Origin of the sequence: Algirhabdus cladophorae (genome assembly GCF_044772865.1) — a bacterium.
GTDB classification, from domain to species: Bacteria; Pseudomonadota; Alphaproteobacteria; order Rhodobacterales; family Rhodobacteraceae; genus Algirhabdus; species Algirhabdus cladophorae.
In genome coordinates, this window is record NZ_CP173029.1 from 1,241,928 (window position 1) to 1,263,954 (window position 22,027).

The 22,027-nt window shown below is 55.7% G+C and carries 20 protein-coding genes; 11 read left to right on the plus strand and 9 right to left on the minus strand.

Annotated elements, in window-relative coordinates; genetic code table 11:
- Positions 1-28 precede the first annotated feature (28 nt).
- The 10 genes from ACIRQ6_RS06030 (at position 29) to ACIRQ6_RS06075 (ending at position 11,347) form a co-directional block, all read left to right on the plus strand.
- A complete protein-coding gene (locus tag ACIRQ6_RS06030; protein ID WP_420863232.1) occupies positions 29-3,445 on the plus strand; it encodes an indolepyruvate ferredoxin oxidoreductase family protein in 3,417 nt (1,138 codons plus the stop codon).
- A 73-nt stretch (positions 3,446-3,518) separates the two neighbouring features.
- Positions 3,519-4,403: a lysophospholipid acyltransferase family protein gene (locus tag ACIRQ6_RS06035; protein WP_420863233.1), complete on the plus strand. Its 885-nt coding sequence runs from the start codon at positions 3,519-3,521 to the stop codon at positions 4,401-4,403.
- Positions 4,403-5,215 (plus strand): glutamate racemase, encoded by an 813-nt coding sequence (locus tag ACIRQ6_RS06040; protein ID WP_420863234.1) that lies wholly within the window; start codon positions 4,403-4,405, stop codon positions 5,213-5,215. Before ACIRQ6_RS06035 ends, ACIRQ6_RS06040 begins: the two co-directional genes overlap by 1 nt.
- Before the next feature lie 52 nt (positions 5,216-5,267).
- Positions 5,268-6,296 (plus strand): N-acetyl-gamma-glutamyl-phosphate reductase, encoded by a 1,029-nt coding sequence (gene argC / locus ACIRQ6_RS06045; protein ID WP_420863235.1) that lies wholly within the window; start codon positions 5,268-5,270, stop codon positions 6,294-6,296.
- A complete protein-coding gene (gene ccmE / locus ACIRQ6_RS06050) occupies positions 6,293-6,751 on the plus strand; it encodes a cytochrome c maturation protein CcmE (RefSeq protein WP_420863236.1) in 459 nt (152 codons plus the stop codon). Before argC ends, ccmE begins: the two co-directional genes overlap by 4 nt.
- Before the next feature lie 47 nt (positions 6,752-6,798).
- Positions 6,799-7,410, plus strand: coding sequence for a holin-associated N-acetylmuramidase (locus ACIRQ6_RS06055; protein ID WP_420863237.1), 612 nt, complete (start codon positions 6,799-6,801; stop codon positions 7,408-7,410).
- A complete protein-coding gene (locus ACIRQ6_RS06060) occupies positions 7,401-7,976 on the plus strand; it encodes a holin family protein (protein WP_420863238.1) in 576 nt (191 codons plus the stop codon). The genes ACIRQ6_RS06055 and ACIRQ6_RS06060 overlap by 10 nt, the downstream gene beginning before the upstream one ends.
- Before the next feature lie 82 nt (positions 7,977-8,058).
- Entirely contained in the window at positions 8,059-10,026 is a 1,968-nt protein-coding gene (locus tag ACIRQ6_RS06065; RefSeq protein ID WP_420863239.1) for a heme lyase CcmF/NrfE family subunit, read from the plus strand.
- On the plus strand, positions 10,023-10,475 hold the full coding sequence (locus ACIRQ6_RS06070; protein ID WP_420863240.1) for a cytochrome c-type biogenesis protein: 453 nt from the start codon (positions 10,023-10,025) through the stop codon (positions 10,473-10,475). Before ACIRQ6_RS06065 ends, ACIRQ6_RS06070 begins: the two co-directional genes overlap by 4 nt.
- 95 nt (positions 10,476-10,570) lie before the next feature.
- On the plus strand, positions 10,571-11,347 hold the full coding sequence (locus ACIRQ6_RS06075; protein ID WP_420863241.1) for an enoyl-CoA hydratase-related protein: 777 nt from the start codon (positions 10,571-10,573) through the stop codon (positions 11,345-11,347).
- Positions 11,348-11,466: 119 nt separating this feature from the next.
- Here the strand turns inward: ACIRQ6_RS06075 and ACIRQ6_RS06080 are convergent, their stop codons facing one another.
- The 8 genes from ACIRQ6_RS06080 to gltX all read right to left on the minus strand — a co-directional run bounded on the left by ACIRQ6_RS06080 (position 11,467) and on the right by gltX (position 19,048).
- Positions 11,467-12,357, minus strand: coding sequence for a metal ABC transporter substrate-binding protein (locus ACIRQ6_RS06080; RefSeq protein WP_420863242.1), 891 nt, complete (start codon positions 12,355-12,357; stop codon positions 11,467-11,469).
- Positions 12,358-12,362: 5 nt separating this feature from the next.
- Positions 12,363-12,698, minus strand: a complete 336-nt coding sequence (locus ACIRQ6_RS06085; RefSeq protein ID WP_420863243.1) for a hypothetical protein — start codon at positions 12,696-12,698, stop codon at positions 12,363-12,365.
- Positions 12,695-13,474 (minus strand): DUF4198 domain-containing protein, encoded by a 780-nt coding sequence (locus ACIRQ6_RS06090; protein ID WP_420863244.1) that lies wholly within the window; start codon positions 13,472-13,474, stop codon positions 12,695-12,697. Before ACIRQ6_RS06090 ends, ACIRQ6_RS06085 begins: the two co-directional genes overlap by 4 nt.
- A gap of 15 nt (positions 13,475-13,489) precedes the next feature.
- Complete coding sequence (locus ACIRQ6_RS06095; RefSeq protein WP_420863245.1) at positions 13,490-14,659, minus strand: ABC transporter permease; 1,170 nt, start codon at positions 14,657-14,659, stop codon at positions 13,490-13,492.
- Positions 14,656-15,324, minus strand: coding sequence for an ABC transporter ATP-binding protein (locus ACIRQ6_RS06100; RefSeq protein ID WP_420863246.1), 669 nt, complete (start codon positions 15,322-15,324; stop codon positions 14,656-14,658). The genes ACIRQ6_RS06095 and ACIRQ6_RS06100 overlap by 4 nt, the downstream gene beginning before the upstream one ends.
- The gene (locus tag ACIRQ6_RS06105; protein WP_420863247.1) at positions 15,324-15,902 is read right to left on the minus strand and encodes a hypothetical protein; all 579 of its coding nucleotides are present in this window, start codon (positions 15,900-15,902) and stop codon (positions 15,324-15,326) included. The genes ACIRQ6_RS06100 and ACIRQ6_RS06105 overlap by 1 nt, the downstream gene beginning before the upstream one ends.
- A gap of 356 nt (positions 15,903-16,258) precedes the next feature.
- Positions 16,259-17,554, minus strand: coding sequence for a citrate synthase (locus tag ACIRQ6_RS06110; RefSeq protein ID WP_420863248.1), 1,296 nt, complete (start codon positions 17,552-17,554; stop codon positions 16,259-16,261).
- Between the two features lie 90 nt (positions 17,555-17,644).
- Positions 17,645-19,048: a glutamate--tRNA ligase gene (gene gltX, locus ACIRQ6_RS06115; protein WP_420863249.1), complete on the minus strand. Its 1,404-nt coding sequence runs from the start codon at positions 19,046-19,048 to the stop codon at positions 17,645-17,647.
- An 83-nt stretch (positions 19,049-19,131) separates the two neighbouring features.
- On the opposite strand from gltX, the gene ACIRQ6_RS06120 reads away from it, so the two are divergent.
- Entirely contained in the window at positions 19,132-21,270 is a 2,139-nt protein-coding gene (locus tag ACIRQ6_RS06120) for a ComEC/Rec2 family competence protein (RefSeq protein ID WP_420863250.1), read from the plus strand.
- Here ACIRQ6_RS06120 and lexA read toward each other — a convergent pair.
- A complete protein-coding gene (gene lexA, locus ACIRQ6_RS06125) occupies positions 21,264-21,947 on the minus strand; it encodes a transcriptional repressor LexA (RefSeq protein ID WP_420863251.1) in 684 nt (227 codons plus the stop codon). The genes ACIRQ6_RS06120 and lexA overlap by 7 nt on opposite strands.
- Positions 21,948-22,027: the final 80 nt, after the last annotated feature.

Sequence of the window (22,027 nt, forward strand, 5' to 3'; positions counted from 1 at the left end):
AAAGGGCGCTTTTTAGGGGAGGAGCCTCATGATCCATCACGATGTAAGCCTTGAAGACCGGTATGACCTGTCCAAATCGCGGGTTTTGTTGAATGGCACGCAGGCTTTGGTGCGCATGATGTTGATGCAAAAGGCCATTGATGCGGCTGCAGGCCACAATACGGCTGGATTGGTGACAGGCTATCGCGGCTCGCCCCTTGGGGCTGTGGACATGCAGATGTCACGCGCGCAAAGTCATCTTGATGCCAGTGACGTGGTGTTCCAACCGGCCCTGAACGAGGATTTGGCAGCTACGGCCCTTTGGGGATCGCAGCAGGCCGAATTGCGCGGAGAAGGGAAATTCGACGGGGTTTTTGGTCTTTGGTATGGAAAAGGCCCCGGTGTGGATCGATCTGGCGATGTGTTTCGGCACGCAAACATGGCAGGCACCTCGCCGTTTGGGGGCGTTTTGGCGGCCTTGGGCGATGACCATACAGGCGAAAGCAGCACCTCGCTGCATCAATCCGAATGGACGATGGTCGACAGTTTTATGCCGGTTCTGTCGCCAGCAGGCGTTCAGGAAATTATTGATTTTGGATTGTTTGGACTGGCGTTGAGCCGTTTTGCCGGTGTCTGGGCAGGTCTTAAATGTATGAAAGACACGGTTGAGGTCACAGCAGTGGTCGAGGCCGGATTGGACCGTGCGCCGTTTGTGATCCCGGATTTTGCAATGCCTGAGGGGGGCGTGAACATCCGATTGGTCGACACACCGCAGGATCAAGAGGCACGGATTATCGACTACAAGCGCCACGCTGCCGAGGCCTTTGGTCATGCCAACGGGATTGATCAGCGCGTGCACGGGGCCAAGGGGGCCAAAATTGGCTTTGTCGCTGCGGGCAAAAACTGGCTGGATTTGGTGCATGCGCTGAGCCTGCTGGGTTTGGATGATGCGGAATGTCGCCATTTGGGGGTGACGACTTACAAGGTCGGGATGACGTGGCCGCTGGATGTCAAAGGCTTTAACGCCTGGGCTGATGATCTGGATTTGATCGTAGTGGTCGAGGAAAAACGCAAATTGATCGAAGTGCAGGCTAAAGAGGCGATTTTCAACGACCGCCGGGGGCGGCGGGTGTACGGCGGCACGGATCATACGGGGGCCGAGTTGTTTACGGCCAAAGGGGCTTTGGATCCCGTTGATATAGCGGAAAAACTGGGCCACATTTTGCAAGCTGAGGGACGCGATACGGACAAATTGCGTGGTGCGTTGGCGGCAATTGCTGGGGCTAAAAAGGCGGATAACGCAGATGAAATCGCATCGCGCTTGCCATATTTTTGTTCCGGTTGCCCGCATAATTCATCGACCAAGGTGCCAGAGGGCTCTCGCGCCTATGCAGGCATTGGCTGTCATTACATGGTGCAGTGGATGGATCGCGAGACCATGGGCTTTACCCAGATGGGTGGCGAAGGGGCCAATTGGGTCGGGGAGGCACCGTTTTCAACCCGCGATCATGTGTTCCAAAATATCGGTGATGGCACTTATAATCACTCTGGTTTGCAGGCCATCCGGGGGGCTGTGGCTGCTGGCACCTCGATGACGTATAAAATCCTGTTCAATGATGCGGTCGCAATGACTGGTGGGCAGGGCAACGACGGTCAATTGGATGCTGCTCGGATCACCCGCGAAGTGCAGGCTATGGGCGTCAAAAACCTAGTGTTGGTCTACGACGAAAAAGAAGAGATTGATTTTAGCCTCTTTCCCAAAGGAATTGCGCGGCATGAGCGGGTTGAGTTGCAATCTGTTCAGGAAAAACTGAGTAAAACCAGTGGTGTGTCAGTCATTGTTTATGTCCAAACCTGTGCTGCTGAAAAGCGACGACGCCGCAAGCGCGGGCTGTTTCCGGATCCGGATGCGCGGATCTTTATCAACACGGATATTTGCGAGGGTTGCGGCGATTGCGGCGTGCAATCCAACTGTGTGTCGCTGGTTCCGGTCGAGACCGAACTGGGCCGCAAACGGGCGATTGATCAGTCCAGCTGCAACAAGGATTTCAGCTGCGTCAGTGGATTTTGTCCGTCTTTTGTGACTGTTTCAGGAGCCAAAATTCGCAAAGCGGCCACGGCTGAAGTGGATATTCCGGATCTGCCCCTGCCAGCAGCTCGCGAGATCGACGGCACCCACAATGTGGTCATCACAGGCGTTGGCGGCACCGGCGTTGTGACGATCGGCGCGGTACTGACAATGGCCGCCCATTTGGACGGCAAAGGTGCTGCGATGATGGAAATGGCAGGTTTGGCGCAAAAGGGCGGGGCTGTGCATATCCATTGCCGCTTGGCCAATCGACCCGAAGATATCAGTGCCATCCGCGTGGCCACTGGCGAGTGTGATGCCTTGATCGGTGGGGATTTGGTAGTCTCTGCGGGGGCAAAAACCCTTGGGTTGATGACAGCGGGACGGACGGGCGCTGTGGTCAATAATCACGAGATTATCACTGGCGATTTCACCCGCGACACCGAATTTAAGCTGCCTACCGGACGGTTGCAGTTGGCCCTACACGCGCGGCTCAAGGAAGGGTTGGTTGAATTCGACGCCTCTGATTTTGCTAAGGCGACGTTGGGCGACAGCATCTTTTCCAACATGATTGTTTTTGGGGCTGCGTGGCAAAAGGGGCTTATTCCTTTGGGTCACGACGCGATTACCAAAGCGATTGAGTTGAACGGTGCCGCTGTCGAAGCCAATTTGCGAGCCTTCGAGTTAGGACGTTGGGCGGCAGAGTATCCTGAGAAAATTCAAGGGGTTATCGGGCCGTCATCGGTCACCCAAATGCCCAAGACCGTGCAGGAACAGATCGATTTTCGCGTCCGGCACCTGACCGAGTATCAGGGGCCGGGGCTGGCCAAGCGTTATTTGAAACGCGTCGAACAGTTCACGGACAAGCGCCTAAAAGAAGCCGTGGCTTTGGGCTATCACAAAGCCTTGGCAATCAAGGACGAATACGAAGTGGCGCGTCTTTTGCTGCAAACCAAAGCCAAGGCTGAGGCAGAATTTGAAGGCGATCTGACCCTGACCTATCATTTGGCGCCGCCAATGACATCGAAGCTGGGTCCAAATGGCCGTCCGATGAAGAAAGCGTATAAAGCCGGGTTTTCCCGTTGGTTTGGGCCATTGGCGCGGATGAAGCGTTTGCGCGGCACGCCGTTCAATGTGTTTGGCTATTCGGCGGAACGCCGGATGGAGCGGCGGCTGCTGAAGCAATATGAGGCGGATTTGGCGGTCATCTTGAAGGATGTCACACCGCAAACTCTTGATATTGCTGTGGCTCTGGCAGAGTTGCCATTACAAATCCGTGGCTTTGGCCCTGTTAAAGAGGCGGCGGCAGAGGCTGCGGCGCAACGACGGACGGAATTGCTGGAAGGGCTTGCATTGGGCGGTTTGGTGAAATCTGCGCCTCAAAAAGCTGCAGAATAGTCAAACCGCTTGGAAAATGACGTAAAAGCGTTACATCAGGCGCAGTAAAAGAGCAGAAACAACCACAAAAGCTATGCCCAAATCCCAGCACCGCAATCAGACCCGCGAGATCAGCTACGCGTATTCTGCCCAGACCCGCAGCGGTCGAGCGATGATCCGTGTGATGGAAAATGCTACGGGTCGTTTGGGATTGATCAGGCGTGCAAAAGGCTATGAGCATGACGTGGCCGGTGGGCGCGACTTCTTTCAGGTTATGGCTGATCGCTATGGGCTGAGCCTTGATATCCGTGGCGGTGCCTTGTCGAATATTCCCAAAGAGGGGCCGCTGATTGTTGTGGCCAACCATCCATATGGCATTCTGGACGGCTTGATGTTGGGTTATATTCTGTCGGTTGTTCGGGGTGACTTTCGGATTCTGGCGCACCGGGTGTTTCATCTGGCAGAGGATTTGAACCGTGTGATCCTGCCGATTTCCTTTGATGAGACCAAAGACGCGGTCAAACTGAACATCCAAACCCGCAAAGACGCATTGAACTACCTTGAAAAGGGGGGGGCCATGGGGGTCTTTCCTGGTGGGACTGTCAGCACGGCTGTAACGCCATTTGCGAAACCATTGGATCCCGGCTGGCGGGCGTTTACGGCCAAAATGGTGGCCAAATCGAACGCCACCGTTGTGCCGATTTTCTTTGATGGACAGACCAGTCGGCTGTTTCAAATGGCCAGTCATTTGCATGCGACCCTGCGCATGGGCTTTATGATCAAAGAGTTCAAAGCCAAAGTCGACAGCCCTTTACCGATTGTTATTGGCGCGCCTTTGCCGCAATCTGAATTAGATGCACGTCGCACGGACAACAAAGCCATGATGGAATATCTGCGCACCTCGACATATGCCTTGTCGACCCAGCCTTTGGATCCGCGCGAGCAGGGGTTTGAGTTTGAAAAGCGGTATAAACACTAATGGCTGTAGGAATATTTGACAGTGGATTGGGCGGGCTCACCGTTTTGGATGCGGCCCAACGCAGGCTGCCGGATGTGCCTTTTGTCTATTTGGGTGACAGCGCCCATGCACCTTACGGGGTGCGGGATGCGGATGATATTTTTGACCTGACCTGTGCGGCGGTCGAGCGGCTGTGGGATGAGGGATGTGATCTGGTGATCCTGGCCTGCAACACGGCCTCTGCGGCTGCGTTGCGACGGATGCAAGAAAGCTGGGTTCCGACGAATAAGCGGGTGCTGGGCGTATTTGTACCGTTGATCGAGGCCCTGACGGAACGGCAATGGGGCGACAATTCCCCGCCGCGCGAGGTTGGCGTGCAGCACGTGGCGCTTTTTGCGACCCCGGCTACAGTGGCCAGTCGTGCCTTCCAACGGGAGCTGGCGTTTCGGGCTGTAGGTGTCGATGTTGAAGCGCAGGCCTGTGGCGGTATCGTGGATGCCATCGAGGATGGCGATTTCATTCTGGCGGACGCCATGGTGCGCAGCCATGTGGACGCGTTGAAACGCAAGATGCCCAAGCCGCAAGCCGCGATTTTGGGCTGTACGCATTACCCGTTGATGTTGGAAAGTTTCCAGCATGCCTTGGGCGAAGACGTGTCGGTGTACTCGCAGGCCAATCTGGTCGCGGAAAGTCTTGCAGACTACCTTGGCCGCCATCCAACGATGGTGGGATCCGGCACACAGACTGCGTTTTTGACCACGGGGGATCCCAAACGTGTCAGCGTGCGCGCCACGCAATTTCTAAAACGTGAGATCGTTTTTTCCCAAGCCTGATTGCAGCAGCCGCAGTTTGCCCCTAAATCAAGGGCAACAAAGGATCTGGACCATGACCAAAAACATCGTGATTTTAGGGGCTTCCGGCTATACGGGCGCGGAATTGGTGCGCCTGTTGGCGACCCATGGGGGCATGACCATCGTTGCGTTGTCTGCAGACCGTAAAGCTGGGCAGGCCATGGGCGATGTGTTTCCCCATTTGCGCCATCTGGATTTGCCGGTTCTGCAAAAGATTGAAACGATCGATTTTGCTGGTGTGGATTTGGTGTTTTGCGCCTTGCCTCATGCGACTTCGCAAGCAGTGATCAAGACTTTGCCTGCATCGGTCAAGGTCGTGGATTTATCCGCAGATTTCAGGCTGCGCGATATGGCGGAATATGAAAAATGGTATGGCAAGGGCCATGATGCCACTGATTTGCAAGCCGAGGCCGTCTATGGTCTGACTGAATTCTACCGCGAGGATATCGCAGCGGCACGACTGGTGGCGGGCACTGGATGCAATGCGGCGACGGGCCAATATGCCTTGCGTCCGTTGATTGAAGCAGGTGTGATTGATCTGGATCAGATCATTATCGATCTTAAGACCGGCGTATCCGGGGCAGGGCGGTCGCTGAAGGAAAACCTGTTACATGCAGAGCTGTCCGAAGGGGCCCATGCCTATGCCGTTGGCGGGACGCACCGTCATTTGGCCGAGTTCGATCAGGAATTTTCTGCGATTGCAGGGCGTCCGGTAACGGTTCAGTTTACCCCGCATCTGTTGCCCGCCAATCGCGGGATCATCGCAACTGTCTATGTGCATGGTGACGCACAGCAGATCTATGACACGTTGCAGGCGGCTTATGTAGATGAGGCTTTTGTCGAGACGTTGCCTATGGGGCAGCATCCCTCGACGCGCCATGTGCGTGGCTCAAACTTTTGTCATATTGGCGTTGTGGCCGACCGGATTGAGGGGCGTGCAATTGTCATTGCAGCCTTGGACAACCTGACCAAAGGGTCCAGCGGCCAAGCCTTGCAAAACGCAAACCTGATGCTGGGCTTGCCCGAGACCCAAGGCCTGATGATGGCCCCGGTGTTCCCATGAAGAGCCTTAAAAAGCAGCGCCGTATTCAGATTGTCGCCTTAGCGGTTGTGGCCTTAATCGGATCCTTTGGTCTGATATGGTATGCCAGCCAAGACGCGTTTCAGTTCTTTCGTGCCCCCAGCGAAGTGATCGCCAGCCCGCCAGCCCCAACAGAGGTGTTTCGCATTGGCGGCTTGGTGACTGAGGGCACTTTGGTGCGTGGCCAAGGGGCCACCATCACCTTTGAAGTCACCGATGGCGGGGCCTCTGTGCCTGTGGCCTACACAGGCGTTCTGCCGGACCTCTTTGGCGAGGGTGAAGGCATGGTTGGTACAGGGCGCTATGTTGATGGCACCTTCCAAGCCACTGAAATCCTTGCCAGACATGATGAAACATACATGCCTGCTGAGGTCATTGATGCCCTTAAAGAACAGGGTGTTTATGTTGATCCGAACGCAGATGTAGGCACGAATTAACCACTGCGCACGCATCTTGTTCCCCTCAACAAGCGAGGGGAGTCCCGATGCCAACTGTGCACGATATTGCTAAAGAGATCGTCGCCCGAGAAGGCGGCTATGTGAACGATCCCGATGATCCCGGCGGGGCGACGAACTATGGTGTGACCATTCATACCATGCGCCGCTTGGGGTTGGATTTGGATGGAAACGGCCGTGTTGGTATCTCGGACGTCAAAGCTTTGACCCGGGCACAAGCCACGGATATTTTCATCACTCATTATTTCGAAAAGCCGCGTTTGGCCGAGTTGCCGCAATCGCTGCACGCCAGTGCCTTTGATATGTACGTCAATGCAGGGGGCAATGCGGTGAAGATCTTGCAACGGTTGTTGGTCAAGATGGGATACCCGCTTTCTGTGGACGGCGCGCTTGGGCCGCAATCCTTGGGGATTGCCCATCAGGCCTATCGTGCCGCACCAGATCACTTGAACGATGCCTACGGGATTGCGCGCCGCAATTACTATTACGCTTTGGCCGATTCCCGTCCCGCCAGTCGCAAATATGCCCGCTCGAAATCCGGAGGCAAAGGCGGTTGGATCAAACGGGCCGAGGAATTTATCGCGCCCAAATATCACCTCAGTTCAGCAGAACATAAAGCAAGGACAGCAAAATGGGCCTGATGGATCGTTTGTTTTCAGTCGTATTTGGTGGGGGGCGCAATGTGATCGCCGAGACCGCCGAAGTTTTTCGCGTCAATTCCGACAAATTTGATGACCGCGCGTTTCATGTGCAATCTGCAGCGATGGCGCAATATGGGGCTGAATATGCCCATGCGCGGCAGGGATGGTTTGATCGGTTTGTTGATGGGATCAATAGGATCCCGCGCCCTGCTATGGCCTTGGGCACATTGGGTTTGTTGGTGGCGGCCATGGTTGATCCCGTGTGGTTTGCCAGCCGGATGCAGGGAATTGCCTTGGTGCCAGAGCCGCTGTGGTGGCTGTTGGGTGCGATTGTCAGCTTTTATTTTGGGGCGCGGCATCAGGCCAAAGGGCAGGATTTTCAACGGTCTATTGCGCAGACGATGGCGCGGGTGCCTGAGGTCGTTGAAAACCTTGAAACCCTAAGTGCGACCCAAGCAACAACACCCGGTGTGGCCAAAACGGGCCATGATGCGGCCCTGACCCTTGCCGCAATTGACCCGCGTGGGAACGCAGCCCTTGCAGATTGGAAGCGATTGCGGGCCTAAGCGCCTGCCAGCGTGAGGAAAAGTGCCGCAGGACGCGCAGTTGTGATTGGCCCGCGCGTCCCGACGCTCTATACCTTTGTTCATGATAGTAGAACTCGGACACTTTGCCCTCATTCTGGCCTTTATGGTCGCTATTGCCCAAATGGTGGTGCCCATGATCGGTGCCCAAAAGGGGTGGGCCAGTTGGATGGGATTGGCCGAGCCTGCCGCCACTGTGCAGTTCTTGCTGACACTGTTTTCTTTTGCAGCACTGACCTATGCCTTTGTAGTGTCAGACTTTTCTTTGGCGGTTGTGACGTCGAACAGTCACACGGCCAAGCCATTGATCTATAAAATTTCCGGCGTTTGGGGCAACCACGAGGGCAGTATGTTGTTGTGGATCCTGATCCTGACGCTGTTTGGGGCCATGGCTGCGTGGTTTGGTGGCAATCTGCCCCCAAGCCTGCGCGCGCGGGTGCTCAGCGTGCAATCCGCCATCGCCGTGGCGTTTTTTGCGTTTTTGCTGTTCACGTCGAACCCGTTTGATCGGCTTTTGGTGCCGCCCTTGGATGGGCAGGACCTGAACCCGTTGTTGCAAGATCCCGGTTTGGCCTTCCATCCGCCGTTCCTGTATCTTGGCTATGTGGGGCTTTCGATGGCGTTCAGTTTTGCTGTGGCGGCTTTGATCGAAGGGCGCGTTGATGCTGCATGGGGCCGTTGGGTGCGCCCATGGACACTGGCGGCGTGGATCTTTTTGACCATTGGGATCGCGCTGGGGTCTTGGTGGGCCTACTACGAGCTGGGCTGGGGCGGCTTTTGGTTCTGGGATCCAGTGGAAAATGCCAGCTTTATGCCATGGCTTATCGCTGCGGCGTTGCTGCATTCGGCCATCGTGGTTGAAAAGCGCGAAGCACTTAAGGCATGGACCATCCTGCTCGCGATCTTGGCCTTTGGGTTCTCGCTGATCGGGGCGTTTATCGTGCGTTCCGGCGTGCTGACCTCGGTGCATGCATTTGCCAATGATCCCGAGCGTGGCGTCTATTTGTTGATCATCACTGGCGTGTTCATGGGCGGGGCTTTGCTGCTGTTCAGTCTGCGTGCCGGGGCTATGGAAGCCAAAGGCGTGTTCTCGCTGGTCAGTCGCGAAAGTGCGCTTGTCCTGAACAACATCCTGTTGGCTGTCAGTGCTTTGGTGGTCTTTGTCGGCACGATCTGGCCTTTGGTCGCGGAAATGCTGTTTGACCGTAAACTTAGCGTTGGACCACCGTTCTTTGATGCAGCCTTTGCGCCCTTTATGGTGGCCTTGGCTGTTGCATTGCCGCTTGGGTCATTGCTGCCATGGAAGCGGGCAAAATTGGGCCGTGTGGCCAAATCACTGATCCCGGCCTTGGTCTTTGCAATTGCGCTTATGGCGCTGGCCTTTGCCTTGCAAACGGGCCGATCCGCCCTTGGGCCTATTGGTCTGATGTTGGGGGCATGGCTGGTGGCTGCGACTGTGATTGAGTTGTGGCAACGCTCTGGCAAGGGGGGCAATCGCGTCGCGCGGCTGCGCGGTTTGCCTCGTGCAGACTGGGGCAAGGCAGTGGCTCATTCCGGCCTTGGCATAACGATCTTTGGTGTGGCTGCGATGATGGCTTGGCAGCAAGAAGATATTCGCGTGGCCGAGATTGGCGACCGGTTTGCCGTGGGCCAATTCGAGATCGAACTAAACAATGTGCGTCAAGAGCAGGGGCCAAACTACTTTACCACCGTGGCTGACATCGATGTCTGGCAAAACGACAAAATCATTGCTTATCTCACACCGGAAAAGCGCATGTATCCGGTGGCCAATATGCCCACCACCGAGGCCGCGATCAAAAATGGCATCCTGCGCGACATTTATGTGGTGATCGGTGACCCACAGGTTGATGGCGGTTGGGCTGTGCGCACGTATATCAAACCCTTTGCCAATTGGATTTGGGCCGGGGCTATCATCATGTCTATTGGCGGTGGCTTGTCTCTGAGTGATCGGCGCTACCGTGTGGCCGCTGGTGCGCGCCGCGCGCCCAAAGACGCGGTGCCTGCAGAATGAAGTATCTTGCCCTTTGCCTATTGATGCTGTTGGCGGTGCCTGCGCTGGCCGTGCAGCCGGATGAAATTCTAGACGACCCGGTGCTGGAAGAACGGGCACGCGAGCTGTCCAAAGGCCTGCGATGCCTTGTGTGCCGCAACGAAAGTATCGATGAAAGCAACGCAGAACTGGCCCGCGATTTGCGCCTTTTGGTGCGCGAACGTTTAGTGGCAGGCGACACAGATGCGCAGGCCATGGCGTTCATCGTGGACCGGTACGGAGAATACGTGTTGTTGAAACCGCAGTTGAACGGGTCGAACCTGGTGCTGTGGATCGCCGGGCCGCTGATGTTTTTGGCGGCCCTCGGCGTGGGTATTGTCTATGTGCGTGGACGTGCGGACACTGCGGGCCCCGAGGGGCTTAGTGACGACGAACAGGCACGCCTGACAGCGCTTTTGAAAGAAGACTAGGGCATTGACGTTCGGTTTCGCTTTCCCTTTGGGTTAAACAGTTTAGTTTAGTTCCGAACTTAAGTTTGACCCACCAGCGACAGCAGGCCCAGATCATGAATTACGAAACCATCCGTTTTAGCATCCATCACGACATCGCGACCATCAAGATGAACCGGCCTGAGGTGATGAACGCGCTCAATTCGCAGATGCGTGCCGAGATCACTCATGCGTTTCAAACCGCCAGTGATGAAGCGCGTGTTGCAGTGCTCACAGGGCAGGGCAAGGCGTTTTGTTCGGGCCAGGATCTGGGCGATGGGGGATCGGCTGCCAATTTGGATTTGGAACGCACTTTGCGTGACGAATACGTGCCGATGCTGAATGCGATTTACAATTGTGCTGTACCAACGATTTCTGCAGTGAACGGTCCTGCTGCGGGTGCGGGGGCGAACCTTGCCCTAGCCGCAGATGTGGTGATTGCCAGCGACAGTGCCTATTTCGTGCAGGCCTTTGCCAAAATCGGACTGATTCCAGACGCTGGTGGCACGCATTTCCTGCCGCGCCAGATTGGTATGGCCAAAGCTATGGGTGCCTCGCTGTTTGCCGATAAAGTCAGCGCACAACAAGCCAGCGATTGGGGAATGATTTGGGAAGCCGTGGCAGATGATGCGTTCAAAGACCATTGGTACGCCCGCGCTCTGCATTTGGCCAAAGGCCCGACCCAGACGTTTGGGAACGTCAAAAAGGCGCTCAAGGCGACCTACGACAATACGCTGGAAGAACAACTGGCACTGGAGGCCAAACTGCAAGGCGACTGCGGACGCACGCGCGATTTCCGCGAAGGTGTTGTGTCCTTCCTAGAAAAACGCGCCCCCGATTTTCAAGGTCGGTAGCTGGTTCGATCGCGTAAGTAGACCGTTTTGGAAACTTGCGCGACTGGTCTGGCTTTTTGCAGTCCAAAGGACGAGTGGTTCGTTCTGGGAATTTCTGACGTTGGAAAAGAGGTCAAAAGCTATTGCTGCCTAGCGCCCGATATCGCTGTTAGCGTTGTCTCGACCGACTGTAGGAAGGTCTGCCCTTCGACTGGATGAGCAAGGGGCGGGAAAACAACATTGTGTAATCCAAGCTCACGGGTGATCGCAAATGCAGCGGCAGGTGGTTCGGCTTCCCAGATCAGGATTTGTGCGTTTTTTTCATCGACCAGCGTCACAAGGTCTGCGCGCTCGGCTTGTGTTGGCATGGCACCGGCGTCCCATTCGAGGGACGCGATGGACAGGCCGTGGCGCCGTGCGAAATATTGGTAGCGCGGGTGCGTTGCGATGATGGCGATGTTCTGTAACCCACCTAGGGAAGCGACGGCAGTCTTGTCCAAGGCTTCAAGGTCGGTGCGCAAACGATCCAGTTGCGCCTCAACCTTATCCGCCGGTGCGATCCCACGCGTGGTGATTGCAGCGGCAACTGCCTCGGCTTGCGCGATGGCCAGCATCGGGTCGAGCCAGGTATAGGATGCGGTGCCTTCATGAGAGTGCTCTTGCCCTTCGCCGTGGCTGTGGGTGATGCTTTCGGTGCGGATAAACTGGTTTTCGATTTTGGCAGTTGTGTTCACGACCTTGGATCGTGGCAAAGACACGCGATCAATCCAGGTGGCAAAGCCTGCCCCATTCAGCAAAATCAGGTCAGCGGATTGGATGGCGCTGATATCTGCGATAGCGGGCCGCCAGAACGAGGGGTCAACATCCCTTGGCACAGGGAACACGACATCTGCGGCGTCCCCCACAAGACGTTGTGCGAAGTACTGCAGTGGATAGTTGACCGTGACAATGGTTGGTCGGTCCTGTGCCAAGGCCGCACTCGCAGCAAGCAGGCTGAACAGCACAGCCAATGCAGATCTCAAAAGGGTCATAGTCATCAGCTTTGGCAACTGCGGGCGATATCGTCGGGGGTCACGATCCAGTAATTGTCGTGGCTGCCCGTGTCGACTTCGACAACCAACCCCCCGGAATGATCGACGCTGTCGAGTGGAATAGGGAGCGTGCCATCCTCGTTGATCGGCAGTGTCAGCAAAAGGTCGTTGTTGCCATCCAGCACCCGAACATCCGCAAGCATCACAGGGTTGCCGTTCGAAAACTTGGCCTCAACTGTGACGGTTTCACAATCCGAGGACGCAAAAACCGTCATCTGATGTGCGGCCGCAAGGGTGGGGGCGGCGACACATGCAAAGGCCAAAGCAAGCCGGCGGATCACTGGCCTGTCCATTCTTCAAAGTGGACCCAGATCACAGCGCCAAGTTCCACAGCCTTTTCTTTGCCTGAACCTTCTTCGGTCAAGGTATAGTCGGCAGTGTTGAGGGCCGCAAAACCCCACCAACCATCAGAGGGCGGTGCATAGGTGAACACGCCAGCGGCGTCGGCTTTGACGGTTTGAGTGATCATCAACTCGTCTGGCACTGTTGCACCGGCACCGTCATTGAAGAACTCGACCTCGACCTCTGCATAAGGAACAGGTTCACTGTCCATCTTCACGATACCTTGGAACACATTGTGCTCCCACAAACCAAATGGCTTGGATAGCGGCACGATTTCGGTTTTGAGGCCCAGTTCGGTATCCCAACCTTCGTCATCGCCATAGGCGGTCACATAAGTTTTGGTGTAATGGATGATGAAGGCATCTTCGGCGGGTTCCCAATAGGGCTGGGGTTCCATGGTGAAAATATAGGTGCCGGGACGCTCAAGCTGGTAGCTGAGTGTGTAACCCTGATCGTCCATAATGGTTTCGCTTTGCAATTCGCCCAGCAGGTCCGTGGTGGTGCCCTCATAGGTCACAGCAAAGGATACAGGCGTGTCCAGCATCATACCGTCCATCTCGAACGGATGGGAAAATGACATCGTAAGGTCTACACTGCGGCCATCTTGCTGACTGATCATGGGATCATTTGGAATGATCATACCGTAGTGGGCCAAAACAGGCGTCGCTGCGATAAGGCTGGCAAAGGATGCAGTAAGTAGAAGGTGGCGGTACATAAGACCTCCTGTTGTTCAAGATCCAAGGGCAAGCAACCAGCCCACCCAACTTTCGGCATTGCGTGACACGATCGCAGTGCCAAGTGCCGCAAAAAGTGCAGATACAGATAGTAATGTAATTGTTTCCGCCGACAAGAGCCGCAGGACCATCCCGCGCCGTGCGCCAAGTTTGACCGCTGTCGCGATCTCCTTGGCACGCAATCGGTAGCTGAGAAACACCGCCAGCCCGATAGCTGCAAAGGCCGCGATGGCGATAATCAACGTGACCACATCCAACAGGGATTTGATCCGGAATATTCGGTCCACAAGACCTTGGATCACGCCAGACGGTGCGATCAACTGACTTGGGTTTTCGCTGTCCAAATAGCGCCCCTTCAGGATCGTGGCTGAACGGGCATCATTGGGGACGAGGATCACGGCGGAGGTTGGAAAGCTGTCTTGGCTGCCATGAAAATGGAAGCTGTCGATATTGTCATCGGTGATGCGCTGATACTGTACTACAGCGGCGTTGGACAGGTTTGCTGTGCCTGTCGCTACATCGGTTGCGGTCACCACGTCTTCGTGTCCATGACCAATCCCCTGAATGACCCATGCGGTTTTGATATCGACAAAAATCGCTTGATCATCGGGTGAATTGGTCGGGGCAAGAACACCGACGATCGGCATCTCAAGCGGATAGACCCCATCCAGATCAAACAGGTTTTCTGGCGATGACACCAGAGTGTCACCGACACCTTTGCCAAGGTCAGCCGCCACGTCTGCGCCGATCACAGCATCCCCAAGAATTGAAAGGCTGCGCCCCTGCGCCAAGGTTAGATTGCGGAATTCGAAGTAGTCCAGTGATGTGCCAACAATCCGAAAGCCGCCAGATGAAAACGCCGAATGAATGGGGATCGGGATCGCAAGGCCACTGTCCCAAACGGTTTCGACATCGGCCATGGTAACTGGATCTGGGCGTTCGTCCGAAAAATAGAGCGCGGCCATGGTCAGGTCCAATTGTGACCCGCGACTTCCCAGCAAAAGTGGCGTCGCATCGCCACGGGCAACAAGCGCGCGTTCGCTTGTCGAAAGCAAGATTTGCGTCGCAATCGGCACGAACATAATCAGTGCTGCCACCAGCGTCAGGACAAGGCTGCGGCCCCAGTGATAGCGCAAATAGGCGAAGGCCAGAAAAAGCGCGTTCATCCATCGGCCCCTTGTCGAAACTCAGCAAAATCAAGGACGCGTTCGAACCTTGGCAGCAATTCGTGATCATGGGTCACGGCCAAAACGGCAGCCCCTGCTTGGCTGGCTTGTTCAAACAGCAAATCAAGGATGCGTGCCTTGCTTTCTGGGTCAAGGTTGCCGGTCGCTTCATCCGACAGGATCAATTTTGGCTGGGTGACCAAGGCCCGGCAAATGGCGACGCGCTGTTGTTCCCCTTGGCTCAGCGCGCCAGGATGACGGTCCAGTTTGTCACCAATCCCACAGGCTGTGGCCAAGGCATCGGCGCGGTCGCGGGCCTCGTCATTCAGGGTTAAGGCTGGCGTTATGCGGTAGGGGTAGAGGATGTTTTGGCGCGCGGACAGATACTCCAACAGCGCGAAATCCTGAAACACAAAGCCAATCGTGCTGGCCCGAAAATTACGGCGCTCAACTTCGGACAACGTGGCGACATCAGTGCCCGCCACATTGATACGGCCCGTCTGCGGGGTCAGGATGCCCGCGATCAGATTCAAAAGTGTGGTTTTACCGCTGCCACTGGGGCCGACAATGGCTAGGCGTTCGCGGTCGTGCAGCTCGAACGCGGGAACGTTTAGCCCAAAACTGGTCGCAATATAGCGAAAGTTGAGATTTTCAATTCTGATCATCAGTTTGTCGGTGGTGCTAGAAATGTTTCGCCGGCTTCATCCCGATTGACGTCCAGCAACTCGAAATCGGTGATGCGCCATGCCCCGTCAACGGGCGACACCAATAAATCAGCACTATAAGTGTTGCCCCGCACATGCAGGTGCTCGGCATGTCCGACGGTTCCGACCACTTGCCAAGATGCGTCTATCGCCAAGGATGCCTTGTTTCGCGAAACCTGCGTATTCAACAGTTTGATCTCATGGATCGTTTGATCAGCCTCTTCAAGTCCACCACCTGCCATCGCCCCAACCCGTTCGAGGTAAAGGTATTCCAAAGCATCTCCTGATGTGACGGTGGCCAGCGTATCGTAGATGGTATTTTCCTCGGTTTGTCCGAAGGCGTCGTAAACCTCCAACAGCAAAGCAGGCGTAAGGCGCCAAAACTCCGCTTGAGCCTCGGCAATTGTCATTGGATCAAGACCGGGTGCCGTGAATGTATCTGTTTCAGATACCGCGCCCTGCATCGAGGTAAATGCAACTGCCCCGACCGCAACAGCCCCCAAGGCTGCAGCCCCTGAAAATAGGAATAAACGGTTCATTGGTTAAGAACACCCATCTAAAGTCGCTGATCTACGCGCAAGGTGTTGCACATCGGTAGAAACTGCAAGTGGACAACATGACAATCAACGCATTGTAAGCGATTTAGAGACATGAATTTTTGATCCCAATTGTCTTAACCGTGATATCCAGCGCAGGCAGACTGTCGCAAACCTTTGTAGAACCCGTGGTTGCCCCAGCACGTCATCTGACTGGGACGAATATCAAGGCGATTTAGCAAATTTTTTGGATAGGGGACTTGGTCTGATTGGGGCTGTTACGTGATTTGATGGGGCATCTGTTCACATAAAAAAGGCCGCGCTGGACGGCGCGGCCAATTCTTCAAGATGCTAAGCGTTTAGCGGTTTTCGATGTCCACATAGTCGCGTTCCGTTTCGCCGACATACAGCTGACGAGGGCGACCGATTTTCATGGCAGGATCCGTGATCATTTCTTTCCACTGGGAGATCCAGCCAACCGTACGGCTGACCGCAAAGATCGGCGTGAACATAGATGTGGGGAAGCCCATGGCCTCAAGGATCACACCGGAATAGAAATCGACATTCGGGAACAGTTTCTTGTCAGCAAAGTAGGGGTCGGCCAAAGCGGCTTTTTCCAATTCCTTGGCGACTTGCAACACAGGGTTATTTTCCACACCCAGCAGATCCAACACTTCGTCCGCCGACTGCTTCATCACTTTGGCGCGGGGGTCAAAGTTTTTGTAGACGCGGTGGCCAAAGCCCATCAGGCGGAATGGATCGTCTTTGTCTTTTGCGCGGGCGATGAATTCGGGGATGCGATCGACTGTCCCAATCTCCTTGAGCATTTCAAGGCAGGCTTGGTTCGCACCACCGTGGGCTGGACCCCAAAGACAGGCAATGCCAGCGGCGATACAGGCGAACGGGTTCGCACCCGATGACGAGGCCAAACGCACGGTTGAGGTCGATGCGTTTTGTTCGTGATCGGCGTGTAGTGTGAAAATCCGGTCCATGGCGCGGGCCAGGATCGGGTTCACTTCGTATTCCTCGGCAGGCACGGCAAAGCACATGCGCAAGAAGTTTGATGCGTAATCAAGATCATTGCGCGGGTACACAAAAGGCTGACCCACGGTATATTTATAGGCCATGGCGGCAATGGTCGGCATCTTGGCGATCAAGCGGAAGGTCGCAATTTCGCGCTGGCGTTCATCGGCGATATCGGTGCTGTCGTGATAAAACGCAGACATGGCGCCAACCACACCGGTCATAATCGCCATAGGATGCGCATCCCGGCGGAAGCCACGGAAGAAATTCATCATCTGTTCGTGCAGCATCGTGTGGTGCGTGACGATATGTTCAAACTCTTCTAGCTGCTCGGCACTGGGCAGGGCACCATAAAGCAGCAGATAGCAGACCTCGAGATAATGGGATTTTTCGGCCAATTGATCGATTGGATATCCACGGTGCAACAACTCGCCCTTGAAGCCATCGATGAAGGTGATGGTGCTGTCGCAGGCGGCTGTGGAGGTAAAGCCTGGGTCATAGGTGAACACGTCTGCTTGGCCATAAAGCTTGCGGATATCGATGACATCGGGGCCGGCAGTGGGGGAATAGATGGGCAACTCGTAGCTGTCGTCGCCAATTGTCAGTGTCGCGGTTCTTTTCGTTTCGGCCATTTTGGTCCCTTCCAACATCTTGGACTGCTGTGATGCAGTCTTTCCCTGAGTGGCTAGGAAAAGCTCTGCACGTGATGGCCTAACATTTCCCTAACTTGCAGCTGCATCTTTCAGGCGCGCACAGGTTTCCTCGCGCCCGATGACCAGCATCATATCAAAAACACTTGGTGTCACAGAGCGCCCTGCAAGGGCTGCGCGCAGGGGGCCTGCGAGCTTGCCCATTTTCATCCCGTGGCTTTCGGCAGCTTGGGTGACGGCGTCGAACAATGTGTCTCGATCCCAGCTAACAGTTTGCAGCTGCGGCGTCAATTCAGATAGTATACCACGGGATACATCATCGAGGTTTTTTGCGGCTTTTTCGTCCGGTGTAAACGGCCGTTCACCAAGGATAAAGTACGCCTTTTCAACAAGTTCCCCGAATGTCTTGGCGCGTTCCTTTAAGACAGGCATTGCCGCCAACATCAGTTTATTTTGGGCGTCGGTCAGGGGGGCTACATCAATGCTGGTAAGGTAGCCGTGCAATTCATGCAGCAGTGCAGCATCCTCGGCCACAGCAATATGTTGGCCACAGATGTTTTCCAGTTTTTTGAAGTCCAAACGTGCGGGCGATTTGCCTATGCCGTCGGTTCCAAACCATTCAACGGCCTGTGCATCGGTGAAAAATTCATCGTCCCCATGGGACCAGCCCAAGCGGGCCAAATAGTTGCGCATACCAGCGGCGGGATAGCCCATGGCCTGATATTCCTCGACGCCCAAAGCGCCGTGGCGTTTCGACAGTTTCTTGCCATCGGGCCCATGGATCAGTGGGATATGGGCGTATGTTGGCAGGTCCCACCCCATCGCGCGGTAGATCAGTGACTGACGCGCGGCATTGGCCAAGTGATCATCCCCGCGGATCACATGTGTGACGCCCATATCGTGATCGTCGACCACCACAGCCAGCATATAGACTGGCGTGCCGTCCGAGCGCAGCAAAACCATGTCATCTAGCTGGTCGTTTTGCCATGTCACAGTGCCTTGGACCTCGTCATTGATCACGGTTGCGCCGTCTTGTGGGGCCTTCAGACGCACCACAAAGGGCGCGTCGGGATGATCTGCGGCAGGCGTGTCGCGCCATGGGCTGCGATAGAGGGTTGAGGTGCCAGCGGCCTTGGCTGCCTCGCGAAACGCCGCGATTTCGTCTTGGGTGGCAAAGCATTTATAGGCGTCCCCTTGGGCCAGCATCTGATGAGCGACGTCCGCGTGGCGAGCAGCCCCTTCAAACTGGCTGACAGCCTCGCCATCGTGGTCCAAGCCAAGCCAAGCCATGCCGTTGAGGATGGCCTGCGTTGCCTCAGGGGTCGAACGTGCACGATCTGTGTCTTCGATCCGCAACAGAAACTTACCGCCACGTCCGCGCGCATAGAGCCAGTTGAAAAGGGCCGTACGGGCCCCGCCAATATGCAAATACCCAGTGGGCGAGGGGGCAAAACGAGTGACAACAGCAGAGGACATAAGTCGGATTAACCTTTGGATAACCAATGAAGACGTAGAGTGAAATGGGTTTATCATGCCGCACACAAGGCACAAGGGCTGCAATGACGTTACAACAAGTCTTCTCTGTGCTTACGCTGGACAGTCAACGTGGGCATCTCTTTGGCTGGGTTCCGGTATTTCTGGCCATCGGGATTGGCAGCTACTTTATGTTGCCAGAAGAGCCGGACCAACAGGCCCTGAATTGGGGCGGGTTTACCTTGTTTTGCTTGGCTTTGTGTATTTGGCGTTTGCCCGCCGCGTATCGGCCCTTGTTGGTCGCTGTGGCGTTGGTGGCTGCGGGTGTGTTGCTTGCGGCGTTTCGCGCCAATGTGGTGGCGGCACCCACATTGGATTGGCGCTATTATGGGGCTGTTGAGGGCCGTGTCGTTGGGATTGATCGGTCGCAATCGGACAAGCCGAGGATCACTTTGGATCAAGTGGTGCTAGACCGTATTCCGCGTGCAAAAACGCCCAAACATGTGCGCCTCAGCCTGCATATGCCTGAAGAAATTCAATACCTTAAACCGGGCATGACAGTGATGACCACGGGCCATTTGTCACCGCCTCCGGCCCCTGCAGAACCGGGTGGCTTCGATTTCCAACGTCATGCATGGTTTTTACAACTGGGCGCGGTTGGCTATACGAGGGTGCCGGTCGTTAAGTTGCATGATGAGGCGCAATCGGCATGGAGCATTGCCGTCTTTCGCCTGCGTATGACCCTGTCTGAAGCGATTCAAACCAAAGTCAGTGGCGTGAACGGCGCAGTTGCAGCAGCGCTGATTACGGGGGACAGGTCTGGGATTCCGCAGGATGTTTTGCGTGATCTACGCGCCTCGAACCTTGCGCATTTGCTGGCGATTTCCGGCCTGCATATGGGGCTACTGGCCGGCTTTGTGTTTTCGTCGCTGCGCTATATCTTGGCTTTGGCTCCGGGGTTTGCCATGCGCCATCCCATCCGAAAATATGCAGCCGTGGGCGCCCTAATTGCGGCGTCTATCTATCTGATTTTGTCCGGCGGCACGGTCGCGACCCAGCGGGCCTATATCATGGTGGCTGTGATGCTGATGGCGATTTTGATGGGGCGGCGCGCGCTGACGCTACGTTCGGTGGCCTTGGCGGCAATCCTTGTATTGGTTTTGAGACCCGAGGCCCTGATGGGGCCGGGGTTTCAAATGTCCTTTGCTGCGACCACGGCCCTCGTGGTTGTCTTTAGTGCGCTGCGGGGCAACACGTTTGGCTTGCCGCGCTGGACCCAAGGGGCCTTGGGCGTTTTGATTTCCTCGGCTGTGGCAGGCTTTGCGACCGCACCTATTGCCGCGGCGCATTTCAACCAAATCCCCCATTATGGGTTGCTGGCGAACCTGACCACAGTGCCTTTGATGGGGGCAGTGATTATGCCCGCGGCCGTGATTGCGGCGTTGCTTTGGCCCTTGGGGCTGGCGGGGGTTGCCCTGTGGATTATGGCCAAAGGCATCGGTTGGGTCGTCTATGTGGCTGATAAAATTGCAGGTTTTGAAACAGCGCTGAGCCATGTGGTCAGCCCCCATGCGATAGTCCTGCCGATGATGGCTTTGGGTGCGGTGTTTTTCGTCTTGTGGCGTGGTCCGCGCAAATGGTTGGGGGTGGCCGGTGTTGCTGTCGCGCTGCTGATCTGGCCTACGACGCAGCGCCCCCATGTTTTGATCAGCGAGAGTGGCGGCTTGATTGGGGTGATGGGCCCTGATGGTCGCGTTTTGAACAAGCCGCGTGGCGACGGGTTTGCGGCATCCAACTGGCTGGAAAACGACGGTGACGGTGGCATTACTCAGGCCCAAACCGTGGAGCGTCAGGGATTGCTGCGACGCAAGACATTGTCGACTGTTTCAGCGGGGGATTGGCAGGTGCTTCATGTGACGGGTAAGGCAGGTAAATTGCCTCAGGATCTGTGCGCAGGGGCCGATTGGGTGATCACAAATCAAGTGCAAGAGACGCCAACGCCCGCGCCCTGTTTGATCCTTGACCCCAAAAAACTGTCAAAAACCGGTGCTTTGGCGATCTACACGACAAATTCAGGGCCAAAAGTCGTCTCGGTGCGGCAAGCCTCGGGGCAACGGCTTTGGAATACAGGTTCAGACCGAAAAAAGGAGCCAGCGCCCGAAGGAACGCTGACCCTGCCGTATCCTGATCGGGGGCCGCAACTGGCCCGCAATCAAACTCAGTAAGTACGGATCAATCCAACCAAACGCCCCTGAACTTTGACCTGATCGTCGCGGAACACGCGGGTCTCATAAGCGGGGTTTGCAGCCTCAAGCGCGATGGATCGCCCGTTGCGACGTAGCCGCTTGAGCGTGGCTTCTTGATCTTCGACCAGTGCCACAACAATATCGCCATCATCGGCTGTTGCGGTTTGTTTGATCACCACAACGTCGCCGTCGTTGATACCAGCATCAATCATCGAATCGCCTTTGACTTCAAGGGCATAGTGATCACCGCCATTGCCTAGCATCTGACCCGGGACCGCTACTGAGTGGGTCCGGTTTTCAATGGCCTCGATTGGCACACCAGCGGCGATTTTGCCCATAACGGGCAGTTCAACCGCGTGCACTTCGATGGGCTGCGCTGCAGGGGGCGGATCTGTTTTGTCGCCGTCAATCACCACGGGGGTAAAGCCCGAGCCACCCATAGCGTCAGGCAGTTTCACAATCTCAATCGCGCGGGCCCGGTGGGCCAAACGACGGATAAAGCCGCGTTCCTCTAAAGCAGTGATGAGCCGGTGAATCCCGGATTTTGAACGCAGATCCAGCGCGTCCTTCATTTCGTCAAAAGAGGGCGGTACGCCGTCGCGTTGCAGCCGTTTGTGAATGAAGTTGAGCAGTTGAAGTTGTTTGTTGGTTAACATGGTATGTCCCTGTCAGCTTTGTGTCTCAGCTCTTGCGTGTTTGGGTAATGTTCTATCCATGTTCTTGTTTTGTGTCAACG

Bases quoted from the DNA above. Each gene is read 5' to 3' on its own strand.
- ACIRQ6_RS06075 (WP_420863241.1), top strand. From the start codon at position 10,571: ATGAATTACGAAACCATCCGTTTTAGCATCCATCACGACATCGCGACC.
- argC (WP_420863235.1), top strand. From the start codon at position 5,268: ATGACCAAAAACATCGTGATTTTAGGGGCTTCCGGCTATACGGGCGCG.
- ccmE (WP_420863236.1), top strand. From the start codon at position 6,293: ATGAAGAGCCTTAAAAAGCAGCGCCGTATTCAGATTGTCGCCTTAGCG.
- ACIRQ6_RS06120 (WP_420863250.1), top strand. From the start codon at position 19,132: ATGACGTTACAACAAGTCTTCTCTGTGCTTACGCTGGACAGTCAACGT.
- gltX (WP_420863249.1), bottom strand. From the start codon at position 19,048: ATGTCCTCTGCTGTTGTCACTCGTTTTGCCCCCTCGCCCACTGGGTAT.
- ACIRQ6_RS06110 (WP_420863248.1), bottom strand. From the start codon at position 17,554: ATGGCCGAAACGAAAAGAACCGCGACACTGACAATTGGCGACGACAGC.
- ACIRQ6_RS06090 (WP_420863244.1), bottom strand. From the start codon at position 13,474: ATGTACCGCCACCTTCTACTTACTGCATCCTTTGCCAGCCTTATCGCA.
- ACIRQ6_RS06035 (WP_420863233.1), top strand. From the start codon at position 3,519: ATGCCCAAATCCCAGCACCGCAATCAGACCCGCGAGATCAGCTACGCG.
- ACIRQ6_RS06080 (WP_420863242.1), bottom strand. From the start codon at position 12,357: ATGACCCTTTTGAGATCTGCATTGGCTGTGCTGTTCAGCCTGCTTGCT.
- ACIRQ6_RS06055 (WP_420863237.1), top strand. From the start codon at position 6,799: ATGCCAACTGTGCACGATATTGCTAAAGAGATCGTCGCCCGAGAAGGC.
- ACIRQ6_RS06100 (WP_420863246.1), bottom strand. From the start codon at position 15,324: ATGATCAGAATTGAAAATCTCAACTTTCGCTATATTGCGACCAGTTTT.
- ACIRQ6_RS06040 (WP_420863234.1), top strand. From the start codon at position 4,403: ATGGCTGTAGGAATATTTGACAGTGGATTGGGCGGGCTCACCGTTTTG.
- ACIRQ6_RS06060 (WP_420863238.1), top strand. From the start codon at position 7,401: ATGGGCCTGATGGATCGTTTGTTTTCAGTCGTATTTGGTGGGGGGCGC.
- lexA (WP_420863251.1), bottom strand. From the start codon at position 21,947: ATGTTAACCAACAAACAACTTCAACTGCTCAACTTCATTCACAAACGG.
- ACIRQ6_RS06095 (WP_420863245.1), bottom strand. From the start codon at position 14,659: ATGAACGCGCTTTTTCTGGCCTTCGCCTATTTGCGCTATCACTGGGGC.
- ACIRQ6_RS06105 (WP_420863247.1), bottom strand. From the start codon at position 15,902: ATGAACCGTTTATTCCTATTTTCAGGGGCTGCAGCCTTGGGGGCTGTT.
- ACIRQ6_RS06065 (WP_420863239.1), top strand. From the start codon at position 8,059: ATGATAGTAGAACTCGGACACTTTGCCCTCATTCTGGCCTTTATGGTC.
- ACIRQ6_RS06070 (WP_420863240.1), top strand. From the start codon at position 10,023: ATGAAGTATCTTGCCCTTTGCCTATTGATGCTGTTGGCGGTGCCTGCG.
- ACIRQ6_RS06030 (WP_420863232.1), top strand. From the start codon at position 29: ATGATCCATCACGATGTAAGCCTTGAAGACCGGTATGACCTGTCCAAA.